We start from the raw sequence: 25,720 nt of genomic DNA, 5'->3' as shown, positions 1-25,720 counted from the left end.
GTTCAGTCCGGAGCTTCCTCCCGCAGCCGGGTGACGACGCCTTTCACAGCATCGACTTCCAGCATGTCGCCGGTGGCGACCCCTTGCAGAACCCCGTGGACGCTGACGACGGCCGGCACGCCGAATTCGCGCGCCACGATGGCGGCGTGCGACAGATAGCCGCCGACCTCCATGACGACAGCGCCCGCACGCAGGAAAAGGGGCGTCCACGCGGGGTCGGAAGACGCCGCGACCAGAATGCCGCCGGCGGGCATGGACAGGCCTTCGTCCGGCGTGCGCGCCACGAACGCGCGGCCGCGTGCGCGTCCGCCCGCCACCGGGGTGCCGCGCCACGAATCTCGCGATGCGGCCGCTCCGGACCGGGGTTGCGGCTGGGACGGCGGCGTGGTCTGGCTTGCGAATTCGGTGATGACGTCAAGGTCCGGCAGCGCGGTCCAGGCCTGCAATTGCGCGCGCCGGGCCGCGGCGCGCCGTCCCAGCGCCGCGGCGTCTATCCGGCCGTCCGCCAGCGCGAAGAGCTCGGCCGCGTTCAGATGGAACACATCGTCGGCATCCGCCAGTCCGTCCGGGCCAGCGTTGCGCCGTCCCAATTCCAGCGCGTGCTTGCGGGCCGCGGCCAGATATGCCACCAGCACGCTGCGCGCGGCTTCGCGTTGGTTGCCTTCCAGGCGGGATGCCGCGAGCAGCTTGGCGGCGAGCAGGCGCTGCCAGAACGGCAACGCGCGGCGCACGCGTTGCCATGCCTGCCGCGCGGCGTCGTCCTGACGGGCGCGCAGGGCGGCGGGATCGGCGCCGATCAGGTTCAGGATGCTGTCCAGCAGATAACCGGGCGCTTCGCGCCAGCGCGGATTGCGCAGATAGGTCTCGTAGACGGCGCGGTGGCCGTAGCGATGCAGGAAGTCGGCAAAGGCGTTCCTGAACGGACTGTCTTTGGGCAATGCCGTTGCCCACGCGGCATCGTCGCGGTCCGGCGCGCGCAGCCACGCGAGCGCCTGGGCGTCCTGCTCGGCCAATTGCGCCAGCGCCATGAGCGCATAACCCTGCTGCGCCGTGACGCTGGGATCGCCGCCCGCCATCAGCGCGGCAGTCAGCGCGTGGCCTTCGCCGGGCACGGCTTTTTCCACCATGTCGAGCAGCTTGGACAGCGCACCGCCGCCTGAACCCTGCAGGAAGAACAATTGGTCCGCGGCCAGGACGGTCTGGAACTGTTCGCGCAACTGCGCGCCCAGCGCGGCGTCGGAGGCGGGCAGCGGCGCGTCCAGCCAATCCTGGGCGCGGGCCAGAAGCCGGGGCAGATCGGTGGCGGCCTGGCGGCGCAGCGGCGCGGCCCGGCGCAGATAGCGCACGATGCGCAGGCCGTGCCGCAGCCGCTGCATGGCGGTGACCGGCGGCACACGGATCTCGGGCTGCGGGCCGCCCAGCAACGCGTTCATGTCGCGCGGACTGACGCCCAGCGCGTCATGGCCGACCCATTGGATGACCGAGGCATTCAGATAGGCGCGCCCCTGGAACAGTGCGGCGAGCGGCACGCCGGGGAGCGTGCGGTAACCGCTCAACTCGAAGCCGCAGGTCAGCATACGCTGGGCCATGACGCGGCCCGCGTCCCATTCCAGGGCTGACATGGCTTGCGGCAGGACCTCGCGGGTGTTGCCGCGCGACCAGTAATCCGGCTGGTCTTGCAGCGCGGGATAGGTGTGGCGCGCCAACGCGGTCACCGGGCGTGCCTGCACCATCCAGAACCGGTCGCCGTCCCAGGCCCATTCAAGGTCGTACGCCGCGCCGCTATAGTCCAATGCGCGGGCAGCGTCGCGCGCAATGTCGCCCAGAGTCTCAGCCTGCGCGTCGGTCAGCACGGCTTTCGCAGCGCGGGCGGCGGGCGTGTCGGTCAACTGTGTGCCTGCGCCGCTGGCGGCGGGCTGCGTGGCGTGACGTTTCGTGCCGATGCGCCGCGAGACGACCGGCCAGGCTTGGCGCAGATAGTCTTCGCGCAGGCGGTAGTCATCGCCGTCCGCCTCGCCGTTCACGAGCGATTCGCCCAGGCCCCAGTTGGCGTGGATGACCATCTCGTCGTGGCGGCCCGTGGCGGGGTCGATGGTGAAGGCGATGCCCGACGCCTGTGCTTCGATCATCGGCATGACGACGACCGCCATGCCGCCCGCGCCGTCGATCGGCAGGCCAAGGCGCTGCCGGTAAGCCTGCGCCTGCGGCGTCCATAGCGAATCCCAGATTCGCTTAAGCGCCTGCACGGCGGCATCGGGTCCGCGCACGTTAAGACAGGACAAATGGATGCCGGCGAACGACGCGCCGGCGGAATCTTCTTGCGGCGCCGACGAGCGCAACGCGAGGGGACGGTCCAGCCAGCCGCGTTCGTGCAACGCCTGGCGCAGGGCTTGCGTGACGGCCGGCGGCACGTCCTGACCGGGCCGGTGCCCGGCGCTGGCCTGCGCCGCCAGCACGAAGCCGTCGGGCACCGGCACCCCAAACTGCGCCATGCGGCCCAATTGCCAGCCCTTGCCGCCCGCCGCTTGCGGACCGGCCTGCGCCGCGGCCGGCCAGTCCAGCACCAAGGCGGTCATTCCGCGCTCCCGGCAATACCGTGCACGAACAGGGTGATGGCGGCGTCGAATTCCTGCTGAAGCGACGCGCCGGGCTGGTCCAGCCAGCGCAGCAGGGCGCCCAGGTAAAGGAACTGAAGATGATGGGCGAGCAGTTCGGCGTTCATGTCGGACCGGGCCTGGTTGGCGGCCTGCGCGTTCTGGATCAGCGCGGCAAACACGCGGTGCAGGCCGCTACGCGAATGGCGCTCGTCGTTCTGCGTGCCCGCCTGCATGGAGGCGAAGCGGTAACGCAGATAAGGGCCAAGGTAAGCGCGGTGCGATTCGGCCCAATCCGCCGATGCGTGCAGCAGCCGCGTCAGCCGTTCGGCGAAGGTGGGCAGGGCTTGAAGCGCGGGCCATAGCGTCGTCAGCGACCCGGCCAGCTCGCCGTGGAAGCGTTGCGCCAGCAGCGCCTCCTTGACGGGAAAGTGGTTGTAGAGCGTGCCCTTGGACACGTCGGCCTGCGCGGCAATCTGCTCCATCGTGACGGCGTCGTAACCGAGGGCTTCGAACAGGCGCCAGGCGGTCTGTGTCAGATTGTCCACCGTCTGCTGGCGCTTGCGTTCGCGGCGGCCGATGTCGGTGGGGTCCGCGCCGGGCAGGAGGAGATGGGAGTCGGGCATGATCAAACCAAAATAATTAAACGACGTTAAAAATTATACGTCGTCTAATAATTGGATGTTTTGAACAGGCGGTCGGGCTCGAGGCAGCGTCCGGCTCCCTCAATCGCCGCTGACGTCGCCCGATTCCCCAGTCATTTCCCGCGCGCGCCCCAGCAGCAGCTCGCGTTCGCGGGCGTTGCGGGTCATGCCGGCCGCGCGTTCGAACTCGGCGCGGGCTTCGGCCTCGCGGCCCAGCCTGGCCAGCAGGTCGGCGCGCACGCTGGGCAGCCAGTGATAGTTCGCCAGCGCGGGCTCCGCCGCCAACTGGTCTGCCAGATCCAGACCGGCCTGCGGGCCGAAGGCCATGCCGATCGCGACGGCGCGGTTCAGCTCCACCACGGGCGACGGCGCCGCCTGGGCGAGCGCATCGTACAGCGCCACGATCCGCATCCAGTCGGTTTCCCCGGGCGTACGGGCCCGCGCGTGACAGGCAGCCAAGCCGGCCTGCAGCGCATAGGGCCCACGCGCGCCGCCCAGCGCATCGGCCCGGTCCAGCGCCGCCAGCCCGCGCCGGATCAAGAGCGGATCCCAGCGGCGGCGGTCCTGTTCCATCAGCAGCACCGGCCGGCCCTGGCCATCGGTGCGCGCATGCAGGCGCGACGCCTGCAGTTCCATCAGCGCGACCAGACCATGCACCTCGGCCTCCGACGGCGTCAATTCCGCCAGAATGCGGCCCAGGCGCAGCGCTTCGTCGCACAGGCCCGGCCGCATCCAGTCATCGCCCGAGGTCGCGGAATAGCCTTCGTTGAAGATCAGATAGATGACTTCCAGCACCGAGGCCAGACGCGGCGCGCGGTCGGCGGCCGAGGGCACCTCGAAGGGCACATTGGCGGCGGACAGCGTGCGTTTGGCCCGCACGATACGCTGCGCGATGGTCGATTCCGACGCCAGGAACGCGCGCGCGATTTCGGCCGTCGTCAGCCCGCCCAAGAGGCGCAGCGTCAGCGCCACGCGGGCCTCGGTGGACAACAGCGGATGGCAGGCGGTGAAGACCAGCCGCAACAGATCGTCGCCGATGTCGTCCTGGCGCGCCGCATCCAGCGCGTCGACGAAGTCGGGCTCCACGTCGGCCTGCAAGGCTTCCAGCTCGTGGCCGATCTGCTCGTGCTTGCGGGTGTGCAGCGCATCCAGCCGCAGCCGGTCACGCGCACGGTTCTTCGCGGTGGTCATGAGCCATGCTCCGGGATTGTCCGGCACGCCCGTCTGGGGCCAGCGCTCCAGCGCCGCAACCAGCGCATCCTGGGCCAGCTCTTCGGCCAGCCCCACGTCGCGCACCAGACGCGCCACCCCCGCGATGACGCTGGCGGCCTCGATCCGCCAGACCGCCTCGATGGCGCGATGCGTGGCCGCCTGCGTCATGCGCCGGTCGCTTCGCCGGGAACCATGTAGGCGAACTCCCAGATGTGCCCATCCAGGTCCTCGAACCCGTGCGCGTACATGAAGCCGTGGTCCTGCGGCGCGCGCGGCGCCGTGCCGCCCGCGGCGACGGCCCGCGCCACCAGGTCGTCGATCTCGGCTCGGCTTTCGCAGGACAGGCAGACCAGCACTTCCGTGGTCTGCGTGGCGTCCGCCACCGGCTTGCCGGTAAAGCTCTGGAAGAAATCCTTCACCAGCAGCATCACGTAAAGGTTGTCGCCGACGACCATGCATGCGCCCTGGTCGTTGGTGAAGTCGGGATTGAAGCTGTAGCCCAGTTTCTTGAAGAATGCCTGGGACTTCTGCATGTCGTTGATGGGCAGGTTGACGAAGATCTGCTTGTGCATGGCGTGTCTCGCTTGATGGTTCATGGTGGGACGCAGGGGGATCAGACGTTCGGCGTCGGCATCTGGCGGAAGCGCTCGACTTCCTTGCTGGGCTCGAAGTCGTCCAGCTCGAATACCTGGCGCACCTCGATCTCGCAGTCCTGGCCGGGAAAGGGCGTCGGAAAGCGCATCGCCCACTGCATTGCCTCTTCCCGGGAGCGCACCTGGATCATCGTGTAGCCGGCGATCAGTTCCTTGGTTTCGGCAAACGGCCCGTCAAGCAGTTTGCGTTCGCCGCTGCCGTCGTACCGCACGCGCCAACCTTTGGACGTCGGGTGCAGGCCGTTGGCGTCCAGCAACACGCCGGCCTTGACCAGGGCTTCGTGATAGGTCGCCATCGAGGCAAGCAGGCTGTCGTCCGGCATCTTGCCGGCTTCGCTGTCGGGCGTGGCCCGGACGATGATCATGAATCGCATCTGAGGTCTCCAGGGGAGGGATAGCAAGGCCGAAAGGGGCGCTTGTACAGGTACGACGAACGGCGCGGCAGTGGATCGACAACAACAAAGCGTGCCTAGGGTAAATACTGAGTCAGCCGGGGTGTCTGGGGCGCCTAGCACCCGGTTACGAAGGTCCAGGCCTTGTTGCAGGCGTGTCCCATACACTCGCAGCGTCTTTAACCACCCTGAAGCAACACCATGAAAGTTCTGTGCAGTCTTGCCCTCATCGTCTCCGTCTTGTCCGGCTGTGCCGTGTACACGCCGCAAGGCTCCGTGGTCGTCGATCCGCATGACGGCGGCGGCCGGGGCGGCTTCTGTCCGCCTGGACAGGCCAAAAAGGGCAATTGCTGATGTAACGGCGGCCGGCCGGGAAAGCAGGGCCGGTCTGGCCCCGCGCATTTGCGAAGGCCGTCACTCGCCTACATGAAGCAGGGCCCCAACTCCCGGACTTCAACCGTGGCCCATTGCGCGGCCGGGCATTCGGCGGCCAGCGCCAACGCTTCTTCGCGCGACTCGCAGGTCAGAAGGAAGAATCCGCCGATCATTTCCTTGGCCTCGGCGTAGGGGCCGTCCATCAGCTGACGGTCCCCGTCGCGCACGCGCAGGCGCACGCTTTCGGCATCGGACTTGAGGGATTCGGCGCGCGTGAGCAGGCCGCGCGAATGCAGGGATTCGGCGTAGCGCACCATCTGCGCATAGGCCTCGCGGCCTTCCTCGGGCGTGCGCTGGGCGCGCTGGCCCACCGGTTCAATGATCAGCAGCATGTAGGGCATGGTGACTCCCGCTTGGGGACTGCGGTCGCCGCGAACGGCGGGTCCGCTAGGTTAACGCCGATCCCCGCGTCGGCGCCATGCCGGAAATTGCGCCTTAGCCTTCCTGAAAGATCGATTCGATGGATGTTTCAAACACGCGGGCGATGGCGAAGGCGAGCGGCAGGCTCGGATCGTATCGGCCGGTCTCGATGGCGTTGACGGTCTGACGCGAGACGTCCAGCCGTTCGGCCAGCGCGGCCTGGCTCCAGCCGCGCTCGGCGCGCAGTTCGCGGATGCAGTTTTTCATCGATGGCGCAACGTGTCGATGATGGTGGTGAACGCCCAGACGCCGCCCATCAGCGGCCAGACCACGAACATGCTCAGTTTGGGAAAGCCGGCGATTTCCAGAAAGCCATACGTGAACGTGACTCCGGCGGTGACGGCGGCGGCAATGGCCAGGTGTTCCAGCGTGGTCTTGCGGACGAATTCGTCGGACTGGCGCACGGCGCGCACCACGGCTCGCAGCGCCAGCAGAAACGCCAGCATGGGCGTGAGCAGCACGACGGTGCGCAGGGCGCCGGGCCGCATGTCGAGGCTGAGCCACAGCGCGCCGGCCAGAAGTACGGCATACAGCGCCATCGAGAAGCCCAGTTCCTTGAAATAGCGGCGCTTGGCCTGGAGTTGATTCATGGGAATGCCCTTGTTGATGTAAAGCGTGCTTGACATTCTGGCGGCCGGGAGGCGGTATGTCAAGCGTCCTTTACATCACGAAAATGCGGCAAGCGGGCAATAAAAAACCGGCTTGCGCCGGTTTTTACAAGGGAAGGAATCGCGGATCAGGATTGCGCCGGAGTGGCGGGCGCGGGCGCCGTCATGGCGTTCGCAGGCGCTTTGGCGTCCGGTGTGGCCGCCTTCGCCGTGGACGGCGTTGCCGCCGGCTTGGACGGTGTGCCCGCGGGGGCGGCCGCTTGCGGCGCGGTGGCCGGTTTGCCCGCGGCGGGCGCCTGCGGGGCGGCGGCGGTCTTGGCCTGCGGCGGCGTGATGTCCATGATGAGCTCGACGCGGCGGTTTGCCGCGCGGCCGGCGGCCGTGTCGTTGGACTCGATCGGCCGCGTTTCCGCGTAGCCCACCGCGCGCAGCCGCTGCGGCGTCACGCCATCGCGCACCAGTTCGCGCAAGACGCTGGTGGCGCGGCTGCTGGACAACTCCCAGTTCGACGCGAACTGCTTGGTCAGGATCGGCACGGGATCGCTGTGGCCTTCGACCGAGACCTGGTAGTCGTTCTTGTTGAGGATGCCGGCCAGGCGCTTGATCACGTCCAGGCCCGCGGTGCTGAGCGTGGCTTGGCCGGAAGCGAACAGCAGTTCGTTGCTGATGCGAAAGCTGACCGACTGCTCGTTGACGATCACGTCCACCGAATTGCCCAGGTCCGCCAGGCCGAGCGATTCCTTGGACGGGGCGGTCAGCGGCGGGGCGGCGTCAGCCACCACGACTTCGTCTTCGGCCAGCGCGGGCGCGGCCGCGGCGAGGGCCGGCGCGGGCGTGGGCTGCGCGGACCAGCTTGCCGGGATCTGCACGGTTTCGAATTCCGAATACTCGCCGTCGTACTTGGGCAGGCCGCTGGCGCCGAGTGTACCGACCAGCTCGACGGGCTGGCCGGATTTGCCGGAGCCGCCGCCGTACATGGCGACGGCCAGCATGACGACCAGCATCGCGAGCAGCAGCGTGATGAGGTCCAGATAGCTCAGCAGCCAGTTCTCGGAATCCTGCTCGACGGCGTCTTCGACGTGCCAGCGCGCATAGCGGTCCTGGCGGTCGCTGTCGCTAGGGCGCCAGGCGCTCGCCGCGGACGCCTTCTGCGCCCGCAGTTGCGCCTGACGGGCCTGCTCGATCCGCTGCGCAAGGGAAGGGGAAATCAGGCTCATTGACGCGCGGAAGCGGGGCGGGCGATGGAGACGGAGGCGGCTGCGGTGGCGCGGGCGGGCGAGCCGGCGGCCGGCGATCCGGCGGCCGGCGCTCCGGCGGCCGGCGCGGTTGCGCCGGGCTTGACCTGGCCTTCCGTCTTGGTCTTGGGCTTGGCGTCGGCGCCGCCGTCGTAGATTTCGTCTTCGACGTGCATGACGAAGGAATTCAGGGTCTCGCGCACCATGGCCGGACCGCGCTTCTCGCACATCATCGAGATGCCTTGCAGCACCATGTTCATCGATTCCACACGACGCGCCGTACGGCGTTCCAGCTTCAGCGCGATCGGCTTGCAGATCAGGTTGGCGAGCAGGATGCCGTAGAACGTCGTCATCAGACCGATGGCCAACTGCTGGCCGATGGTCTGCATGCTGCCATCGCCCAGGACGGCCATCAGGTTGATCAGGCCAACCAGCGTGCCCAGCATCCCGAAGGCGGGCGCAAAGGTGGCCATGACGCGGAACATCTGGGCCTCGGCCTGCTCGCGGGCGCGCAGGCGGGCGACGCGCCACTTCAGCAGTTCGATGATCTGGTCTTCAGGCGTGTTGTCGATGATGAGCTGCACGCCCGTGCGCAGGAACGGGTTCGAGACCTTCTTGAGCTCGTGCTCGACCTTGTGGACGTCGGCGTTCATCCAGAGCTGCGCCATCGACACCAGTTCCTCGATGTCGCGCTGCTGGTCGTGCTGGTCGTTGCGGAACACCGTGCGCACCAGTTTGAACACGCGCACCACTTCCTGCAGCGGGTACGCAATGAACAGCGCGGCGCAGGTGCCGCCCAGCACGATCGCCAGGCCCGGCAGGTTGAAGTACAGGCTGGTGTCGTTGGCGGACAGTGCCACCACGATGATCAGGGTGAGCAGGCCGACAACGGCGCCGATGACGGTAGACGGATTCATGGATCTTGCCCGAAAACATGGCATCCCACGCGCGGAATGCCGGATTGTCGGGAATTCTAGCCAGCGCAAGCGCCGGTCAATTGGCCGGAAAGCGGGGCGAAATAGGCGGTAAGCGCCGGCTTAATCGGGCAGTCAGGCGGGCGGCGCCCCGCCGATTGGCGGGCGCAAATCGGGGACGGCCTAGGCTTGCCGCGTGGCGTCCTGCTGCGCCAACCATTCCTCGCGCGTGATCTCCCAGATCTCGGCGGGATGCCGGCCGCTGACGAAGCCGCGTTCTTCGGTGCCCACCAGCCGCATGCCGCTGCTTTCCGAAATCCGCCGCGAGGCCGTGTTGGCGATGGCCTTGGGCGCGCGCAGCACCGGTTTGCCCAGCACGTTGAACCAGTAGGCCGTGACGGCCGCGCTGGCTTCGGTCATGTAACCCCGCCCTTGATGCGCAGGATCCAGCCAGAAGCCGCGGTTATTGCCGGGCTCGTCGTCCATCAGGCTGACGACGCCGATCAGTTGGTCAGGCTGCGCCCGCGTGCGCACCGACCAATGCCATTGCGTTCCGCGGCGCATGGCGGGCAGGGCGGCGTGTTGCAGGAATTGGCGCGCGCCATCGTCGGGATACGGCCAAGGCACCTTGTCGGCCAGAAAGCGCACGACCTCCCATTGGGCAAACGTGCGCTGAATGGCGTCGGCGTCATCCAGGGACAGGGGGCGCAGCACCAGTCGGTCGGTGACGAGTTCGGGCAGCGGCTGGGTGTCGGTCATGGCGGCTCGGGGCGGATGAAGGGGGAGACCAAGCGGAAATGTATATCATGGGCGAATTCTGGCGGTGTAAGGCCGGGCATTGCCTGGGCCTGGCCTTCCGACCGCGGCATTGGAGAGAACATGAACAACCCCAACGAAAACGTCAGCATGGCGCTTTTCTGCGACTTCGAGAACGTGGCGCTGGGTGTGCGCGACACCAAATTCCAGAAGTTCGACATCCGGCCGGTGCTCGAGCGCCTGCTGCTCAAAGGCAGCATCGTGGTCAAGAAGGCCTATTGCGACTGGGAGCGGTACAAGGAATTCAAGGCGCCGATGCACGAGGCCAATTTCGAGCTGATCGAAATCCCGCACGTGCGCCAGTCCGGCAAGAATTCGGCGGACATCCGCCTGGTCGTGGACGCGCTGGACTTCTGCTACACCAAGTCCCACGTCAACACCTTCGTCATCATCAGCGGCGACTCCGACTTTTCACCGCTCGTCTCCAAGCTGCGCGAGAACAACAAGAAGGTCATCGGCGTGGGCGTCAAACAGTCCACGTCCGACCTGCTGATCGCCAACTGCGACGAATTCATTTTCTATGACGATCTGGCCCGTGAAGGCCAGCGCACCGCCGAGGCGCGCCGCGACAACCGTGGCGTTAGCGCCCAGCGCCGCTCGCCCGACGAGGAGCGCCGCCGCAAGGAAGAGCAGGACGCTCGCAAGACGCGGGCGGTCGAGATGGTGGTCGAGACGTTCGAGGCGCTGATGGCCGAACGCGGCGACAGCGGCAAGATCTGGGCATCGGCCCTGAAAGACGCCTTGAAGCGCCGCAAACCGGATTTCAACGAGTCCTACTATGGCTTCCGCGCGTTCGGCAATCTGCTGGAAGAGGCGCAGTCGCGCGGGTTCCTGGAGGTCGGGCGCGAAGAGAAGTCGGGTACGTATGTCTATCGTGATGGCTCGGGCGAGGCATCCTCTGCCCAGGCTGGCGAGGCGCATGGCGGGGCGGCAGATGGGGTGGCCGATGCCACTGACGCGCCGGTCACTGGTGGCCGGAACACACGTAAATCGCGTGGCGGACGCAAGACGGCGGGCGGCCGGACGGCGGGCTCGCACGGCGAAGGCACTGAGCGGGAAGATGCCGTGACCGCCTCGCCGGATGGATTCGCCGAGGCTGCGGATGCGTGGAAACAACCCGACGCGCCGCAGCAGACGGAAGAGGGCACCGTAGTGGATGTGTTGGAGACGCCGGGTCAGGATGCTGGCGGCGATGCTGCCGGCGGCTCGCCGCAGGCGCGCAGCGGCAGACAGTCGGATAACGGCCGTCAGGGTCGCTCGGGCCGCCGTGGTCGGGGCGCGAGGGCGGGTGATGATGCCCGGCCGTCGAGTCATGCCGAGTCATTGGAAGACGCCGGTCAGCCGCGAGGTTCGGTCGAGGGGCGGGGGGCTTCTGAAGGGCAGGGGGCGTCCGAAGGGCGGGCTCAGGCGGAACGGCAGGGTTCGTCCGGCGCGCAGGTTTCGTCCGAGGGGCAAGCTTCGTCCGACGGGCAGGCGCCGGCTCGCCAGCGCGAAGACGTGGCTCCACCTGCCTTCAAGCGTCCGGTGCCCCCGCCGCCGCAGTCGGCGCTGGTTTCCGGTCCGCCGCCGGTAGTGAATGTGGCCGAGTGGACGTTCGTTGCGCCGCCGGCCAACACCGAACGCGAACGCCGGGGCGAGGCGCCAGATCCCTTCGCCGGCGCGCCGCGATCGGCCGCCGGATCCCGGTCGGATGTGGCTTCCCGGGCCGCCTCCGAAACCGCTTCCGACGCTGCTTCCGCAAAGTCCGCCGCCAAACCCGCCCGCAGTGCCCGCAAGACCACGGCCAAGGCGCCATCCAAATCGGAGAGCCCGTCGGCCCAAGCGGAAACGCCGACGGCGCCCGCCGCCGAGACCGCCCCGGCCCCTGAACCGGCGCGCAAGACAGCGGCGCGCAAGACAACGGCCCGCAAAACGGCGCCGCGCAAGACCGCGAAGAAAACCGACGCGGCTTGACGTCGCGATCGGCCCGGCCCGCCGTCAGTCAGCGCTGACGAACGCTTCAGACGGCGCCTTGTGCGCCGTTTGCTTGCGGGGCCGGCTCGTGTCACCTGCCTGGCCGCGCCGCCCGCGGCCGCTCATCTACCGATTTCACCCCCCCATGTATCGTGTTCTGATCAGTTCCTGCCTCCTGGGCAACCCCGTGCGTTACGACGGACGCGGCGTGCCCCATGGCGATGCCATCCTGGCGCGCTGGCGGGAAGAAGGCCGTGTCGTGGCCGTCTGTCCCGAGGTGGCGGGCGGCATGCCGATCCCGCGGCCCCCGGCGGAGATCGACCCGGGCGAAAACGCCGCTTCGGTGTTGGCGGGCCGTGCCCGTGTCGTGGCGGTGACGGGCGACGACGTGACAGCGCCTTTCGTGCGCGGTGCGCACGAGGCGCTGGCGGCAGCGCAAGCGCGAGGTATTCGTATGGCCGTCCTGAAAGAGGGCAGCCCGTCCTGCGGCAGCAGTTACGTCTACGACGGCCATTTCGCGGGCCGCCGTCAGCCCGGCATGGGCGTGACCGCGCAATTGCTGCGCGGCGCGGGGGTGCACGTCTTCAGCGAGCATCAGTGGGCCGAAGCGGCGGCATTCCTGGCCGAACTGGAGGCGGATGATGCTCGCTGAGATTGGCGGCTGGATGGTGTTAGCCGGGGTGGGCGGATGCGGTTACCTGGCCTGGAAGGGGGCCGTGCGCACCCATCGCAGTGTCGTGTTTGCCCGCGTGGGCGCGCTGATAAGCCTGGCCCTGTCCGCCGTCTGCTTCTACGCCTGGTACGCGCAGTACCTGCGGTGGGAATTCAACGAGTTGGGCCGCTACTACGATCCTATTGAACAGGTCGTCTATACGGACTCAGGTTTTGTCTGGGTGCTGCCGGCCGGTCTGCTCCTGGCCGTCGGCGTGATATTTGCCTGGCGCGGCTGGCGCCGCTGATGCGCGGCGGCCGGCGCGCCGGCATGCTGCACGTGCGCGCCGTCGCGTCAGGCCAGCCGGATACACCCGCGATCACGCCTGTCAGTTGGCGCGATATCCGCGGCTGGTCATGCAGGAATCCAGCGCGCGGTTATACGTATCCACCATGATCTGGGTGGTCCACTGCGTGATGGTGGCAGGATCGTAACCGCTCTGGTTCATGGCCCAACGCTGGCAGTCGGTAGTGGCGTTCGCCTGGGCGACATTGACGGGGGGCGCGGACTCGTACTGTACGGGCGCGTACTGGGGCACAGGTGTGGAATAGGCAACGGGCGGCGCTTCGTAAACCGGGGCGGTGTAGACCGGCGCGGCTTCATAGACCGTCGTGCCGTACACGGGCGCCGCGTACAGCGGCGGGCTCGTGTAGCCCACCCCCGACGAGTAAACCCCGGTCTGCACATAGGACGGCCCCGAATTGGCCGCCAGCAGCAGCCCGACCGTCGCCAGTGCAAAGGCGCCGCCGATCCACCAGCCGCTGGAACTGCTTCCACCGCCGCCGTGATAGTGGTGATAGCCGCCGCCATAACCCCCTCCATGGCCGCCCCAATTTCCGCCACGCCCGCCAGCCACTGCCGGCGCACCAGCAACCGCCAGCGCCAACGCCGCAATGGCCACCCGGCCTGTACACCGCTTCATGATCTTGCTCCTGAGCCATCCGGCGGCGGCACTGTGCCAGCCGCCGGACGATAGACGTACTTTACTGCTGGGGCGCGCGGATTAGGTGTCTCAAGCGATACGGGGATTTCAACTGATTTCAGCACTGTGACAAGACGCTAGGAGCGAACCGCCGCCTGGACCGAAGTGTGGCAATTTGCGCTTGTTGCAGTGGCGGAAAGCGAGGATAGGTAGTATTTTTCCGCGATGAGCATGGCACTACCCACTTCGGCATCGCAGGACAGGCGCCTCACCAAGGGCGAACGCACCCGGCTACAACTCCTGGCCGTCGCCGCGGCCGAATTCGCCGAACGGGGATTCCAGCACACCCGCGTCAGCGACATCGTTGCCCGCGCCGGCGTGACCCAGCCCGTGTTCTATCAATACTTCACCAGCAAGCAAGCGGCCTACGACGAGCTGGTGGGGCTATTCGCGCAGCGGCTGCGCCGGGCGATCAGCGAGGCCCGCCTGCCGGGCCACCTGCAGGGCGAAGCCCTGGTCAACCGCATCCGGCAGGGTATCGGGACGTTGCTTGCCATCCTGCAGGAAGACCCAAATCTCACGCGCATCGGCTTCTTCCAGGCCGAGGCGGCCGAGGCGCTGAAAGACGAGCTGGTGATCCTGATCGCCGAGAACGTCCGGTCGGAGCAGCAGGCGGGACTATTCCGCCCGGAGATTTCGCCCGAGTGGTTCGGTCAGTCGCTCATTGCCATCATCGAACGTTTCGCTCGGCTGATGCCCGACGCGGCCAGGCAGCAGGCGGTGGCGGAGTTCATTACGGATTTATTGCTGGACGGGATGCGTCGGCGACCCGAAGCTTGAAACGTCCTTTGCATCATCCGCCTGGGCGCCAACCGGGCGTGCGAGGGCGACGGTCCCCTGCAGTGGGATGCATCATGTGATCGCTTAGGCGTCACAAAATGTGGCTACGCTTCCTGCAGTGTCCGTGGGATGGTTGTTTTTGCCCAAGAATCAGTATCAGACCCCCAGCTGTCCCCACTGGGGCCTGCGCTATTCGGCCAATAGCGAATTGGGCATCGAATTCAAGATCCGCAAGATTTCGTTCTTCTATTTCCCGGCCTATCGGGATCTGGACGAACAGGCACGTTTTGAAGCCCGCTGTTCCATGACCAATGTCGTGGAACAGATCGTGTACACCCTTGAACCGGTAAAGCCTTGCTCCGTGCGACCCGAAACCGGACCGGTGGCTTCGGGTGCTGATCCGCATCAACACCTGACCGACACCTTGGCTTAACGAAGAATCAGGGTCTACTCCACCCGCGCCCCGGAAGCGCTCACCACCTTTCCTGCCGCTTCGAAATCCGCCTTCAGCAGCGCCTGAAACTGCGCCGCGGATTTGGCTTCAGCTTCGACGCCCAGCGAAGCCAATCGCGATTGCACCTTCGGGTCGGCCAGCACCTTGTTGACCGCGGTATTGATCTTGTCTCGGTCTGCCGCGGCGATGCCGGCGGGGGCGAGCAAACCGAGCCACGAATCGAAGGCGTAGCCGGGCAGGCCGCTTTCGGCAACGGTGGGAAGATCCGGCGCGAAGCGTGAACGGGTCTTGCCGGTGTAGGCCAGGAACGTGACGCGCGGGTCGTTGCGATAGGCGGTCACGCCGATGGTGGCGGCGGTGACGGCCTGGACGCGGCCGGCGAGCAGTTCGGTCACGGCGTCGCCGGTGGACTTCATGGGGATGTGCTGCATCTGCGCGCCGGCGGCGGTCAGGAACGACGCCATCCCCAGGTGCGAGGCGCTGCCGTTGCCGGCCGACGCGTAATCGTAAGCGCCGGGTTTGGCTTTGACGGCCTGGATGAATTCCGCGGTGTTCTTGGCGTTCAGCGAGGCGGACGCAAGGATGATGTAGCCGGTGTTGCCGATGTAGGCGACACCCGTGAAGTCCTTGTAGGGGTCGTAGCTGAGGTTCTTATACAGATACCCGGCGATGTTGTGGCTGGCTGCGGCAAGCACCAGGGTGTTGCCATCTGGCTTGGCGCGGGCGACCTGGGCGGTGCCCACGGTGCCGCCGGCGCCGGCGCGGTTTTCGATCACGATGGAGGCATCCAACGCGCGGCCCAGTTCGTCGCCGATCGCGCGGGCGATGGTGTCCTGGACTGCGCCGGTGCCGTAGGGCACGACGATGCGGATGACGCGTTGGTCGGCCTGCGCGGCGCCCATGCCGGTGACGGCCAGAGCAAGGGCGAGCAGGGTGTTGCGGCGTGCAGCTTGGAATCGGATGGTCATGAAGCGGACTCGTGGTTGGGCGCGCGCCTGTCGGAATGCGGCGCGGGCATGGCGGCGTTGGACTCTAAACACTCAAGCCGTCCGGACCAACGAATTAATCGCCGCTTGTTTATTGCTTCCAGCGATAAGAGCAGGCCGCCGCTAAAGGGGACAGAGCAGGGGCTTTATCATGTGCCCTTTGCCCAAGCCGGGTCTCCCGCAGTCGCCGGCTTCTCTTTTTACCTATGGCGTCCATGCCCTGATTGCACAGGAGATTTATTAGTGGTTCGATCCGCAACGACAGCATCCCGATCCCTTCCATTCCGCCACCATGCCGCCGTCTCCTGGCGGCGCAGACGGGAAAGGCCCTGGCTGGCGGCCTGGCTGCTGGCGGCGATGTTGAGTTGTTTATCGATCCTCTGGCACGCTCCGGCCACCGCCGCATTCCCGCTGCTGACCCCGGCCGCGGCGGCCGAACCGCCGGCTGAGCCGGCCCCCGCGGCTTCGGCGTTGACGCCCGCCGCGCTGGCCGATCTGCTGGACAACCCCCAAGCGCGCCAAGCCCTGATCGACCAGCTGCGCGCGCAGGCGGCCAGTGACAAACCGGCCGCCGCTGGCGCAGCGCCAGCCAAGACCGCGACGGCGAAACAGACGCCCGCCACCCCCGCCGAGCCGACGTTCCAGGAGCGCATGGCCAATGGCGTTCAGCAGTTCCTGACCGGGGTCGCGGCCGACATGGGGCAGGGCGTTGACGACATGCGCGCGCTGGCCTCGGGCCAGAATTTGCGCATGGACAGCGGCACGGCGCGCAGCGCGTTGCTGCCGCTGGCGCTGGCTGCCGCGGCCACCATCATCGCCTTCATCCTGCTGCGCATGATCGCCATGCGTATCTATACGCGGATCGACCGCTGGGTGGCCGAGCACGGTTGCGAAACCGGGTCGGCCCCCGTCCGGGGCAAGCCGGCGTCCATGAAGGTGCTGACCCGCCGCGCGGGCGCGATCGTGGGTGCGCTGGCGATCGACGTCGCCGTCGTCTTGCTGGCCGCCATGGCAGGCGGCGCGGCGGCGCTGTGGAGCACGCCGGGGCGCGGCACGCTGGATGGACTGGCCTCGCTGTTCCTGCAGGCCTTCGTGGCGGTGGAGATCGTGAAGGTGCTGATCCGCACGGTGTTCGCCGTGCGCCATCCGCATCTGCGCTTGTTGCCGATGTCGGACGAATTGGCGAAGTACTGGAACGCGTGGCTGGTGCGCATCGTGGCGGCTGCGGGTTACGGCACGCTGGTGGTCGGACCCGTGATGGCGGCAGCGCTGTCGCCGGCGCTGGGCCGGCTGACTACGATGCTCATCATGCTGGCGGTGTACATCTACGCCGTACGCGTCATCTGGCATAACCGGCAGGCGGTCCGCGAACGGCTGGACCGCCGGGCCGCGGGCGCGGCCACATTCATGGGATCCCGGCTGCGGCTGCTGTCGCGCATCTGGCACGTGCTGGGCATCCTCTACTTCACGATCCTGCTTGTGGTCAGCCAGGTCGACCCGACCGATGCGCTGCCGTTCATGGCGCGCGCCACGGCGCAGACGCTGCTGGTCATCGGCGTGGGCAGCCTGCTGATCCTGCTGCTGAACGCGGTGCTGGCCAAGCCGATCCGCCTGTCGGACGACCTGCGGCGGCGCTTGCCGCTGCTGGAGGCACGCGTCAATGCGTACGTGCCGGCTGCGCTGAAGGTGGTTGGCTGGATCATCCGCATCATCATCGTGCTGCTGATCCTGGACGCGTGGCAGGCCTTTGACCTGTCGCGCTGGCTGGCGTCGGACGCGGGCGCCGCCGCGATCAAGGTGGTGCTGAACATCGTGATCGTCCTGATGATCGCCATGCTGGCCTGGACGGTGATCGCCAGCATCATCGAGCATCGCCTGAGCCAAAGCGAAGAACGGGGCATGCCCAGCGCGCGCGAACGCACGCTGCTGGCGCTGTTCCGCAACGCCGCGCTGATCGTCATCGTAACGATGACGCTGATGGTGCTGCTGTCGCAGATCGGCATCGACGTCGGCCCGCTGATCGCCGGTGCTGGCGTGGTCGGTCTGGCCATCGGTTTTGGTGCGCAGAAGCTGGTGCAGGACATCATCACCGGCGTCTTCATCCAGCTTGAGAACGGGATGAACGAGAACGACGTGGTGCAGGTGGCCGGCGTGTTCGGCACGGTCGAGAAGATGACCATCCGCTCGGTCGGCATCCGCACGCTGGACGGCGGCTACCATCTGGTGCCGTTCTCGTCGGTGGACGTGGTGGCCAACCACATGCGCGATTTCTCGTATCACCTGGGTGAATACACGATTGCCCACCGCGAAAGCGTGGACGACGCCATCGAGCATCTGCGTGCGGCGTTTGCCGAGCTGATGACCGATTCGGTGCTTGGACCGGAGATCCTGGAAGACATGACGGTGGCGGGCGTCACGGCGGTCAACGACAAGGGCGTGACCATCCGCATCCTCATCAAGACCACGCCGGGCATGCAGTGGGCGGTGCAGCGCGGCTACAACCGCCTGCTCAAGAAGCACTTCGACGCCGCGGGCATCGAGCTGCCGTACCCGCACACGGTGGTCTACTTCGGTCAGGACAAGCGCGGCTACGCGCCTGCGGCCAATGTGCACGTGCAGGCCGAGCGTGCGGACGAGGGCAACAGCGCGCGCGCCGCGGGCCATACGCGCCGCCGCCTGAAGCCGGAAGCCAGCAACGAGGATTCGGCCGAGGTGCTGGGCAATGAGCTGGAGGCTCGGGCCGAGGCCGAGGCGGAGGCCGAAGTACAGGCCGAAACGCAGGCCAACGCCGCTGCGGCCAGGACGGAGCCCGGCCGCAGCTGAACGCCTCGGGACTAGTGACGCTGGGCGCCGCCTGAGTAGCGGCTGCCTGCGCGCCCGCAATGGAGGGCACGCAGGAATGGCCTGAAAGGCTTAGCGCCCGGTCTGCACGCCCGCCGCGTTCAGGCGCTCAGTCACGGCCTGATAGCCCGCGCGCGTCATGTCGGTCTTGCGGATCGCCTCGTCGCAGGCCTTGCGGTCGTCGGGGCAGCCGGCCTTGGCCGGCATGTCGCCCGCGACGACGAAGTAGTCGATCACGAACTTGGCCACGTACTTCTTCGCGGGCTTGCCTTGCAGGAATCCGGCGATGTCGGCGCGAAAATCCGCAACGGTCTTCTCGGCGACGGGCGTCCAGTTCTGGCACTGCGAGAACGTGGCGACGCCATCGGCAAAAGCCAGCTTGGCGCAGGTCAACATCAGGTCGTTGGCGGGCTGCGCGCCTGCCGGCAGCGTGGCGCGGACGGTGGCCCCGCGGGTGCCGGCGAACGTCACGACGCCGGCCTTCGCCGCTGCCGCATCGATCGTCGCCTTGAACACGAAGGAATCTTCGATCACGGCCGGCGCCTTGTCCGTCGGACCCTTGGCGTACATGTCCGAGATATCCGCGGGGTCCACACGCGATATGTCCATCATCCGGCCCAGCAGGCGCCAGTCGGCCCGGAGCAAGGCATCATGTTCTTCGCGTATGCCGTACTCGAGCACCGCCCGTTCGATCTCGGTGGGCGTGTACGCGGCGTGCGCCAGCGTGGGCAGCAGGGTGGTGGCAAGGGCAGCAAATGCGAGGGGAAGCGACTTCATGAAGACTCGGTAGAAAGAAAAGGTCCGCAAGGGTAACCGAGATACGCGACAGGGGATCGGGTGAATAGGCTGCGTGCGGTATAAACGAGCACCATCATTTCTGAGCAAGGGAGTCTCGTGTCCAGCAAACCCGGAGCAGGTCGTTTCATCGCCGCGACAGTGGGCGTCATCAGGCAGCACGGCCGCGCCATTCTGGCCGCCGCGCCGTGGTCACTGGCCGTGTTCATGCTGACGTTGCCGTTTGCGCTGATGACGTCCCGGCTGTACGGGCTTGTGGATTGGCTGATCCTCGCGCTGGCGCTCGTCTGCCTGATCGCCCTCGCGCGCACCACCTACGCCTGGCATCGGGTCATCCTGCTTGGCGAGACCGCGCATGCGGCCGCGCCGCGTGGCGGCAACCCGGAAGCCCGGCATCTGGTGCTGCTGGGCGGACTGGTGGTTGGCGTCATGGCGCTTGCGCGCGCCACCGGCGATCTGCCGTATGTGCTGTACATGCTGATGGGCGGCGCCAATGAACCGCTGTTCTACGGCGTGCTGATCGCGTTGCTGGTGGTGGTGTGGGTGCCCGTGCTGTACGGGCTGGCCGTGTACGGCGTAAGCCTGCCACGCGTCGCGGTCACCGGCGAATATGGCTTTGGCGCGGTGCGCGCCGCGATGCGTTATCCACGCTGGCCGTTGATGCTGGGGTTCCTGGTGTTGCTGGTCCTGGCCGCGCATGCCACCAACGATCTGCTCCCGCTGATGTATGACTACGTGGGCGTGCAGGCGCTGCAGGGCGTGTTGGGCGCAGTGGCGTGCGTCGCCATGACCTTCGTGCTGACGGCGATGATCGCCGTGGCGTATCGGGATTCGGCGCTGCCCGAATAGCGCCTGTCTCGCGCACGCCTGCAACCTCCCGCCGGCATTGGTGCGCATCGCACAACATCGTGCTTCCCGCGCCGTGTCTACCGCGCTCGCGGGCGCAGTCCTACGATGCCCTCACTGTCTCTTCCGACCTTGAGGATCCCCATGAACGACTCGTATAACGCCGCCCGGCGCACGCTGCTTGCCGGCAGCGCGCTCCTGGCTGGCAGCGCCTTTGCCATCGGCGCACAAGCAGCCCCGCAGCGCAATTCCCAACCCCAACGGAGCACTCCCATGAACAGCAACACCTTCGTCACCAAAGACGGCACGACGCTGTACTACAAGGACTGGGGCGCCGGCCCGGTCGTTACGTTCTCGCACGGCTGGCCGCTGAACGCGGATGCGTGGGACGGACAACTGCACTTCCTGGCACGCAATGGCTTTCGCGTGATTGCGCATGACCGCCGCGGCCATGGGCGTTCTTCGCAGCCGTCCAACGGCAACGACATGGACACCTACGCCGACGATCTGGCGCAGTTGATCGAGGCGCTGGACGTGAAGAACATCGCGATGGTGGGCCACTCCACCGGCGGCGGCGAAGTGGCGCGCTATATCGGCCGCCACGGCACGAAGCGCGTGTCGCGCGCTGTGCTGATCGGCTCGGTGCCGCCGGTGATGCTGAAGTCGGCCGCCAATCCGGAAGGCCTGCCGCTGTCGGTATTCGACGGCATCCGCGACGGCGTGGCGGGCGATCGCTCGCAGTTCTACAAGGATCTGGCCGTGCCGTTCTACGGCGCCAATCGCCCGGGTTCAAAGGTGTCGCAGGGCCAGCTGGACCAGTTCTGGCTCTGGAGCATGCAGAGCGGCCAGAAGAACGCCTACGAGTGCGTCAAGGCGTTCTCGGAAACGGATTTCACCGAAGACCTGAAGAAGATCGACGTGCCCACGTTGTTCATGCACGGCGAAGACGACCAGATCGTGCCGATCCACGACTCGGCCAAGAAGGCCGTGCGTCTGGTGAAGAACGCGCAGGCGATCTTTTACCCCGGCGCCCCGCACGGCCTGACGGCCACCCTGCAGGACCGCATCAACGCTGACCTGCTGGCTTTCCTGCGCGGCTGACGCACGCGCCGCCCCGCAACGACCCGGCGCGAGGGCGCCGGTTTCCGGCCGGCCCAACCGGCCGCCTTCAAGGAGATTCCGCCATGTTTTCCGCAGACACTTTGGACCCCATCACCCACCAGGCCATCGATCTGGTGCCTTCCCGCTACGCCGTGCAGGTGGGCGATATCGACGCGCTGGTCGTCAGCGACGGCGTGTTGCCGCTGCCCACGTCGACGATGGCCACCAATGCCGATCCGGCCGATCTGGCCAACTGGCTCGATCACATGTTCATGCCGCCGGACGCCTTCGACTGGCCGCTGAACGTGATGGTCGCGCGCAGCGGTGACCAGACCATCCTTATCGACGCGGGGCTGGGCGGCCAGTTCTCGGGCTTTCCGCGCGCGGGCCAGTTCCCGCAGCGCCTGCAATCGGCCGGCATTCCGCTGGAGTCCGTGACGGACGTCATCATCACGCACATGCACATGGACCACGTAGGCGGCCTGCTGGTCCCCGGCGTGAAGGAGCGTCTGCGCAAAGATGTGCGCATCCACGTCAATGCGACTGAAGTCGCGTTCTGGACCTCGCCGGATTTTTCGCAGACGGTCATGCCCAAGCCGGTGCCCGCCGTGCTGCGCTCGACGGCGACCAGCTTTTATGAAACGTACCGCGATCAGATCCGCGTCTTCGAGGACCGCCACGAAGTGGCGCCGGGCGTCATCGTGCGCCATACCGGGGGCCACACGCCCGGCCACTGTGTCGTCGACCTGATCTCCGGTGGCGAGCGCCTGACGTTTGCGGGCGATGCCGTGTTTCCGGTGGCCTTCGACCATCCCGAATGGCACAACGGCTTTGAACACGACCCCGAGGAATCGGCCCGCGTGCGCTTCGCGCTGTTCAACGAACTGGCCGAAAACAAGGGTCTGCTCGTGGCGGCGCACCTGCCGTTCCCCTCGGTGGGACGCGTCGCCGTGGAAGGCAACGCGTTCCGTTGGGTGCCGGTCATCTGGGACTTCTGATCTCCGGCGTGCCGCCCGCGCCCAGGTCCCAGTACAGACCGGTCATCAACCCAAGCGCCTGCCGCAGCAGCTCCGGCGGCAGGTGCTCGTTGGGCGCGTGCTGCGAGCAGCCGGGGTACGAGTGCGGCACCCAGATCGTACGCAGGCCCAGCACGTCGGTGAAGATGTCGTTGGGCAGCGAGCCGCCCAGGTTGGGCAGCAGCGCGGTCTTCTGCCCCGAGGTGCGTTCCAGCGAGTCCACAGCCCAGCGCACCCAGGCGTCGTCCGGGTCGATGCGGGTCGCGCGGAACATGGATTCGCGGGTCAGCGAGATCTGCACCATCGGAAAGCCATGGCTGTCCAGATGGCGGCGCAGGGCCGGAATCAGGTCGTCCGGGTCGACGCCCACCACGAAGCGCAACTGGCAGCGCGCCCAGGCGCGCGGCGGGATCGCGTTGACGGGGGTGTCGGGGTTGCCGGTCTTGTAGGCCAGCACCTCGAACGAACACCAGCCGAACACGCGTTCGGCGGGCGACAGACCGGGCTCGCCCCAATCCGGTTCGATCTCGGGGCCGTCCGTGCCGCCGTCGACCTGGCAGTCGGCCAGCGCGCGCCGCACGGCCGGCGGCAGTTCCTTCGGCACCCATTCCGGGATGCGGATCTGGCCAACGGGCGAGGCGATGCTGGCGATCGCGTGGGCCAGCTGCAGGCCGGGATTGGAGATCAGTCCGCCCCAGTTGCCCGAATGATGTCCGCCGGCGCGAGCCTCGATCGTGAGGTCGAAATTCAGACTGCCGCGCGCGCCCAGGAAGATGGTGGGACGGTTGGCGCTCAGGCGCGGGCCGTCCGAGGCGATCAGCAGGTCGGCGGCCAGCAGGTCGCGGTGCTCGGTGCACAGTTCGCGCAGCCCCATCGAGCCGGTTTCCTCGCCCATCTCGATCAGGTACTTGGCGTTGAAGCCGAGCTTGCCGCGCGTCTCCAGCACCAGCCGCAGCGCCTCCATGTTGATGGTGTGCTGGCCCTTGTTGTCGGCAATGCCGCGGCCGTACCAGCGGCCTTCGGCCTCGGTCAGCGACCACGGCGACAGGCCTTCCTTCCATTCCCGTTCCAGACCACGAATCACATCGCCGTGCCCGTAGCCCAGTACCGTGGGCAGGGCCGGGTCCTCGATGCGTTCGGCGTACAGGAACGGCGCCAGCGCCTTCGGATGCGTCAGGGTGCGGCAGGTGAATCCCAGGGCCTCGAACGCCGGACGGATCTCGTCCTGCAGATAGTCCGCCAGCACGGCGGCGCGTTCGGGGTTCTGGCTTTCCGTGGGCAGCGCCAGGCGGCGCGCCAACAGCGTGCGGAAGGCGCCGGAATCAAAGCAGTGTTCCGCCTGGGCGATGGCGTGTGCGCGGGTCATGGCTGGGTGGCTCCATTGGAAGTCGAGGGGACGGGCGGATAGAGGTGACAGGCGACCAGCGCGCCTTCCCGCACGGTCAATGCGGGCCGTTCGGTCTTGCATTGCGCCATCGCGTGCTGGCACCGCGGATGGAACGGGCAGCCGGACGGCGGGTGCAGCGGGTCGGGGAACGACAGGCCCAGCCCCATGTCGGGGATGCCCAGCCCGGGTTCGGGCGTCAGCACCGACGCCAGCAGCGCCTGCGTGTAGGGATGGCGCGGGTCGTGAAAGAGCCGGGCGGTGGGCGCCGACTCCACCACGCGGCCCAGGTACATCACGGCCACGTGGGTGGCGATGTGTTCGACCACCGCCAGGTTGTGGCTGATGAACACATACGTCAGGTTGAAGTCGCGGCGCAGGTCCATCAGCAGGTTCATGATCTGCGCCTGCACCGACACGTCCAGCGCGGAGGTGGGTTCGTCGCAGATGACGAGCTCGGGCTGCATGACCAGCGCGCGCGCAATGGCCACGCGCTGGCGCTGGCCGCCGGACAGCTGCCCGGGCGTGTTGTGGGCCAGCCGCGGCGGCAGGCCCACGCGTTCCAGCATGTCGATCGCCTTGTGCATCTTCGGGTTGGGAATGCCGTGCACCTCCAGCGGCAGCGACACGATCGACGCAATGGAGCGGCGCGGATTCAGCGACGAATACGGGTCCTGGAAGATGGGCTGCACGCGCCGGGCGAGGGCGCGCCGGTCCATCTTCCGGATGTCCTGGCCGTCGAGGCGGATGGCGCCTTCGGTCGGCGGCGTCAGCCCCAGCAGCATGCGCGCGAGGGTGGACTTGCCGCAGCCGGACTCGCCCACAATGCCCAGCACCGCGCCCCGGTCAACCGCCAGGTCCACGCCATTGACCGCGTGCAGCGTGCTTCGCGGACGGAACATCCCGGCGCGCACCGTGAATTGGCGGCTGACGCCATCGGCTTGCAGCAGCGCGCTCATGCCGGGACTCCTTCGGCGCTGAGGATGCAGCGCCATTGCTGGCCAGTCGCCTGGCCGTGGACGGGAACGGCCTGGCGGCATTGCGGCTGCGCGTAGCGGCAGCGGTCGGCGAAGGCGCAGCCGCGCAAGTCGCCGACCAGCGACGGCACCACGCCGGGTATGGTGCCCAGCGCTTCGCCCGGCGCCGTGCGGCCAGGCACGGGGATACAGCCCAGCAGCCCTTGCGTGTAGGGGTGATGCGGCGTCGCAAAGATGTCGGCGACGGGGCCTTCCTCGACGATCTGACCCGCATACATCACGGCCACCTGCCGCGCGATGCGCGCGACGACGCCCAGATCGTGCGTGATCAGCACCATGGCGATGCCCAGTTCTGCCTGCAGGTCGGCCAGCAGCCGCAGGATCTGCGCCTGGATCGTGACGTCCAGTGCGGTGCTGGGCTCGTCGGCGATCAAGAGTTCAGGGCCGCACATGAGCGCCATCGCGATCATCACGCGCTGGCGCAGCCCGCCGGACAACTGATGGGGATACTGCCCCAGCCGCTGGCCGGCCGACGCGATGCCGACCTTTTCCAGCAGTTCCACCGCGCGGTCCCGCGCCTGCTGGCTGCTCGCCTTGCAGTGGTGGATGTAGTGTTCGGTGAGCTGTTCGCCAATGGCGTAGGCGGGGTTGAGCGCCGTCATGGGCTCTTGAAAGATCATCGCCATCTTGCTGCCCCGCAGCGCGTTGACGCGCCGCCCGCGCGCCTTCGAAAGGTCCTCGCCCAGCACCGCCAGCCGGCGCGTGCTGCGCCGGGCGGCCTTGGGCAAGAGACCCATGATGGCCAGCGAGGTCATGGACTTGCCGCAGCCGGATTCCCCCACGAGGCACAGCGTTTCGCCGCGCTTGACCTGGAACGACACGTCGCGCACCGCGTGCAGCGGCCCGCGTGGCGTGGCGATGTCGACGGTCAATCCCTGGACGTCCAGGACGATATCGGTGCCGTTCATGC

At 67.4% G+C, this 25,720-nt stretch carries 27 protein-coding genes; 10 read left to right on the top strand and 17 right to left on the bottom strand.

Annotation, left to right across the window (positions count from 1 at the left end):
• Positions 1 to 2: 2 nt before the first annotated feature.
• The 5 genes from HV681_RS04145 to HV681_RS04125 all read right to left on the bottom strand — a co-directional run bounded on the left by HV681_RS04145 (position 3) and on the right by HV681_RS04125 (position 5,477).
• A complete protein-coding gene (locus HV681_RS04145; RefSeq protein WP_175121834.1) occupies positions 3 to 2,576 on the bottom strand; it encodes a PEP/pyruvate-binding domain-containing protein in 2,574 nt (857 codons plus the stop codon).
• Positions 2,573 to 3,220: a TetR/AcrR family transcriptional regulator gene (locus tag HV681_RS04140; RefSeq protein WP_175121833.1), complete on the bottom strand. Its 648-nt coding sequence runs from the start codon at positions 3,218 to 3,220 to the stop codon at positions 2,573 to 2,575. Before HV681_RS04140 ends, HV681_RS04145 begins: the two co-directional genes overlap by 4 nt.
• A 99-nt stretch (positions 3,221 to 3,319) precedes the next feature.
• Entirely contained in the window at positions 3,320 to 4,618 is a 1,299-nt protein-coding gene (locus HV681_RS04135) for an RNA polymerase sigma factor (protein WP_175121832.1), read from the bottom strand.
• Positions 4,615 to 5,022: a VOC family protein gene (locus tag HV681_RS04130; RefSeq protein WP_175121831.1), complete on the bottom strand. Its 408-nt coding sequence runs from the start codon at positions 5,020 to 5,022 to the stop codon at positions 4,615 to 4,617. The genes HV681_RS04135 and HV681_RS04130 overlap by 4 nt, the downstream gene beginning before the upstream one ends.
• 41 nt (positions 5,023 to 5,063) lie before the next feature.
• Positions 5,064 to 5,477 (bottom strand): YciI family protein, encoded by a 414-nt coding sequence (locus tag HV681_RS04125; RefSeq protein ID WP_175121830.1) that lies wholly within the window; start codon positions 5,475 to 5,477, stop codon positions 5,064 to 5,066.
• A gap of 219 nt (positions 5,478 to 5,696) precedes the next feature.
• On the opposite strand from HV681_RS04125, the gene HV681_RS04120 reads away from it, so the two are divergent.
• Complete coding sequence (locus HV681_RS04120; protein ID WP_175121829.1) at positions 5,697 to 5,849, top strand: hypothetical protein; 153 nt, start codon at positions 5,697 to 5,699, stop codon at positions 5,847 to 5,849.
• Positions 5,850 to 5,917: 68 nt separating this feature from the next.
• Here HV681_RS04120 and HV681_RS04115 read toward each other — a convergent pair whose 3' ends face one another.
• The 6 genes from HV681_RS04115 to HV681_RS04090 form a co-directional block, all read right to left on the bottom strand.
• Complete coding sequence (locus tag HV681_RS04115; protein ID WP_175121828.1) at positions 5,918 to 6,271, bottom strand: YciI family protein; 354 nt, start codon at positions 6,269 to 6,271, stop codon at positions 5,918 to 5,920.
• 94 nt (positions 6,272 to 6,365) lie between these two features.
• Positions 6,366 to 6,557 (bottom strand): helix-turn-helix transcriptional regulator, encoded by a 192-nt coding sequence (locus HV681_RS04110; RefSeq protein WP_175121827.1) that lies wholly within the window; start codon positions 6,555 to 6,557, stop codon positions 6,366 to 6,368.
• Entirely contained in the window at positions 6,554 to 6,940 is a 387-nt protein-coding gene (locus HV681_RS04105; RefSeq protein WP_175121826.1) for a hypothetical protein, read from the bottom strand. The genes HV681_RS04110 and HV681_RS04105 overlap by 4 nt, the downstream gene beginning before the upstream one ends.
• A 146-nt stretch (positions 6,941 to 7,086) precedes the next feature.
• Positions 7,087 to 8,175, bottom strand: a complete 1,089-nt coding sequence (locus HV681_RS04100; RefSeq protein ID WP_175121825.1) for an OmpA family protein — start codon at positions 8,173 to 8,175, stop codon at positions 7,087 to 7,089.
• Positions 8,172 to 9,110: a motility protein A gene (locus HV681_RS04095; RefSeq protein ID WP_175121824.1), complete on the bottom strand. Its 939-nt coding sequence runs from the start codon at positions 9,108 to 9,110 to the stop codon at positions 8,172 to 8,174. The genes HV681_RS04100 and HV681_RS04095 overlap by 4 nt, the downstream gene beginning before the upstream one ends.
• 180 nt (positions 9,111 to 9,290) lie before the next feature.
• On the bottom strand, positions 9,291 to 9,866 hold the full coding sequence (locus HV681_RS04090; protein WP_175121823.1) for a GNAT family N-acetyltransferase: 576 nt from the start codon (positions 9,864 to 9,866) through the stop codon (positions 9,291 to 9,293).
• 120 nt (positions 9,867 to 9,986) lie between these two features.
• Between HV681_RS04090 and HV681_RS04085 the strand changes: the two genes are divergently transcribed.
• The 3 genes from HV681_RS04085 to HV681_RS04075 all read left to right on the top strand — a co-directional run bounded on the left by HV681_RS04085 (position 9,987) and on the right by HV681_RS04075 (position 12,835).
• A complete protein-coding gene (locus HV681_RS04085; protein ID WP_175122016.1) occupies positions 9,987 to 11,876 on the top strand; it encodes an NYN domain-containing protein in 1,890 nt (629 codons plus the stop codon).
• 145 nt (positions 11,877 to 12,021) lie between these two features.
• The gene (locus HV681_RS04080; RefSeq protein WP_175121822.1) at positions 12,022 to 12,528 is read left to right on the top strand and encodes a 2-thiouracil desulfurase family protein; all 507 of its coding nucleotides are present in this window, start codon (positions 12,022 to 12,024) and stop codon (positions 12,526 to 12,528) included.
• Entirely contained in the window at positions 12,518 to 12,835 is a 318-nt protein-coding gene (locus HV681_RS04075) for a hypothetical protein (RefSeq protein ID WP_175121821.1), read from the top strand. The genes HV681_RS04080 and HV681_RS04075 overlap by 11 nt, the downstream gene beginning before the upstream one ends.
• A gap of 81 nt (positions 12,836 to 12,916) precedes the next feature.
• Here HV681_RS04075 and HV681_RS04070 read toward each other — a convergent pair whose 3' ends face one another.
• Positions 12,917 to 13,510, bottom strand: a complete 594-nt coding sequence (locus tag HV681_RS04070; RefSeq protein ID WP_175121820.1) for a hypothetical protein — start codon at positions 13,508 to 13,510, stop codon at positions 12,917 to 12,919.
• A 225-nt stretch (positions 13,511 to 13,735) separates the two neighbouring features.
• Here HV681_RS04070 and HV681_RS04065 point away from each other — a divergent pair, with 225 nt between their 5' ends.
• Both HV681_RS04065 and HV681_RS04060 read left to right on the top strand, forming a co-directional pair.
• A complete protein-coding gene (locus HV681_RS04065) occupies positions 13,736 to 14,350 on the top strand; it encodes a TetR/AcrR family transcriptional regulator (protein WP_175121819.1) in 615 nt (204 codons plus the stop codon).
• A 139-nt stretch (positions 14,351 to 14,489) separates the two neighbouring features.
• Positions 14,490 to 14,783 carry a hypothetical protein gene (locus tag HV681_RS04060; protein ID WP_175121818.1) on the top strand — a complete coding sequence of 98 codons (294 nt, stop codon included), beginning with the start codon at positions 14,490 to 14,492 and terminating at the stop codon, positions 14,781 to 14,783.
• A 14-nt stretch (positions 14,784 to 14,797) separates the two neighbouring features.
• Here HV681_RS04060 and HV681_RS04055 read toward each other — a convergent pair whose 3' ends face one another.
• A complete protein-coding gene (locus HV681_RS04055) occupies positions 14,798 to 15,772 on the bottom strand; it encodes a Bug family tripartite tricarboxylate transporter substrate binding protein (protein ID WP_175121817.1) in 975 nt (324 codons plus the stop codon).
• A 375-nt stretch (positions 15,773 to 16,147) separates the two neighbouring features.
• Between HV681_RS04055 and HV681_RS04050 the strand changes: the two genes are divergently transcribed.
• Entirely contained in the window at positions 16,148 to 18,613 is a 2,466-nt protein-coding gene (locus HV681_RS04050) for a mechanosensitive ion channel domain-containing protein (protein ID WP_175121816.1), read from the top strand.
• Positions 18,614 to 18,703: 90 nt separating this feature from the next.
• On the opposite strand, the gene HV681_RS04045 is transcribed toward HV681_RS04050, so the two are convergent.
• Positions 18,704 to 19,408 (bottom strand): hypothetical protein, encoded by a 705-nt coding sequence (locus HV681_RS04045; RefSeq protein ID WP_175121815.1) that lies wholly within the window; start codon positions 19,406 to 19,408, stop codon positions 18,704 to 18,706.
• A gap of 117 nt (positions 19,409 to 19,525) precedes the next feature.
• Here HV681_RS04045 and HV681_RS04040 point away from each other — a divergent pair, with 117 nt between their 5' ends.
• The 3 genes from HV681_RS04040 to HV681_RS04030 all read left to right on the top strand — a co-directional run bounded on the left by HV681_RS04040 (position 19,526) and on the right by HV681_RS04030 (position 22,371).
• Complete coding sequence (locus HV681_RS04040) at positions 19,526 to 20,275, top strand: hypothetical protein (protein WP_254594879.1); 750 nt, start codon at positions 19,526 to 19,528, stop codon at positions 20,273 to 20,275.
• 141 nt (positions 20,276 to 20,416) lie between these two features.
• Positions 20,417 to 21,373, top strand: coding sequence for an alpha/beta fold hydrolase (locus HV681_RS04035; RefSeq protein WP_175121814.1), 957 nt, complete (start codon positions 20,417 to 20,419; stop codon positions 21,371 to 21,373).
• Positions 21,374 to 21,456: 83 nt separating this feature from the next.
• The gene (locus tag HV681_RS04030) at positions 21,457 to 22,371 is read left to right on the top strand and encodes an MBL fold metallo-hydrolase (protein WP_175121813.1); all 915 of its coding nucleotides are present in this window, start codon (positions 21,457 to 21,459) and stop codon (positions 22,369 to 22,371) included.
• On the opposite strand, the gene HV681_RS04025 is transcribed toward HV681_RS04030, so the two are convergent.
• From HV681_RS04025 to HV681_RS04015, 3 genes are read right to left on the bottom strand one after another with little or no spacing between them, the layout of a single operon-like run.
• Positions 22,355 to 23,755 (bottom strand): M20 family metallopeptidase, encoded by a 1,401-nt coding sequence (locus HV681_RS04025; RefSeq protein ID WP_175121812.1) that lies wholly within the window; start codon positions 23,753 to 23,755, stop codon positions 22,355 to 22,357. The two genes, HV681_RS04030 and HV681_RS04025, sit on opposite strands and share 17 nt — an antisense overlap.
• Entirely contained in the window at positions 23,752 to 24,732 is a 981-nt protein-coding gene (locus tag HV681_RS04020; protein ID WP_175121811.1) for an ABC transporter ATP-binding protein, read from the bottom strand. The genes HV681_RS04025 and HV681_RS04020 overlap by 4 nt, the downstream gene beginning before the upstream one ends.
• Entirely contained in the window at positions 24,729 to 25,718 is a 990-nt protein-coding gene (locus HV681_RS04015) for an ABC transporter ATP-binding protein (RefSeq protein WP_105238664.1), read from the bottom strand. The genes HV681_RS04020 and HV681_RS04015 overlap by 4 nt, the downstream gene beginning before the upstream one ends.
• Between the last annotated feature and the right edge of the window lie 2 nt (positions 25,719 to 25,720).

It is taken from the genome of Achromobacter animicus, assembly GCF_902859585.1.
Taxonomy (GTDB): Bacteria; Pseudomonadota; Gammaproteobacteria; order Burkholderiales; family Burkholderiaceae_B; genus Achromobacter; species Achromobacter animicus.
The sequence above is the reverse complement of the archived record's forward strand: the minus strand, read 5'-3'. Positions and strand labels throughout refer to the sequence as shown.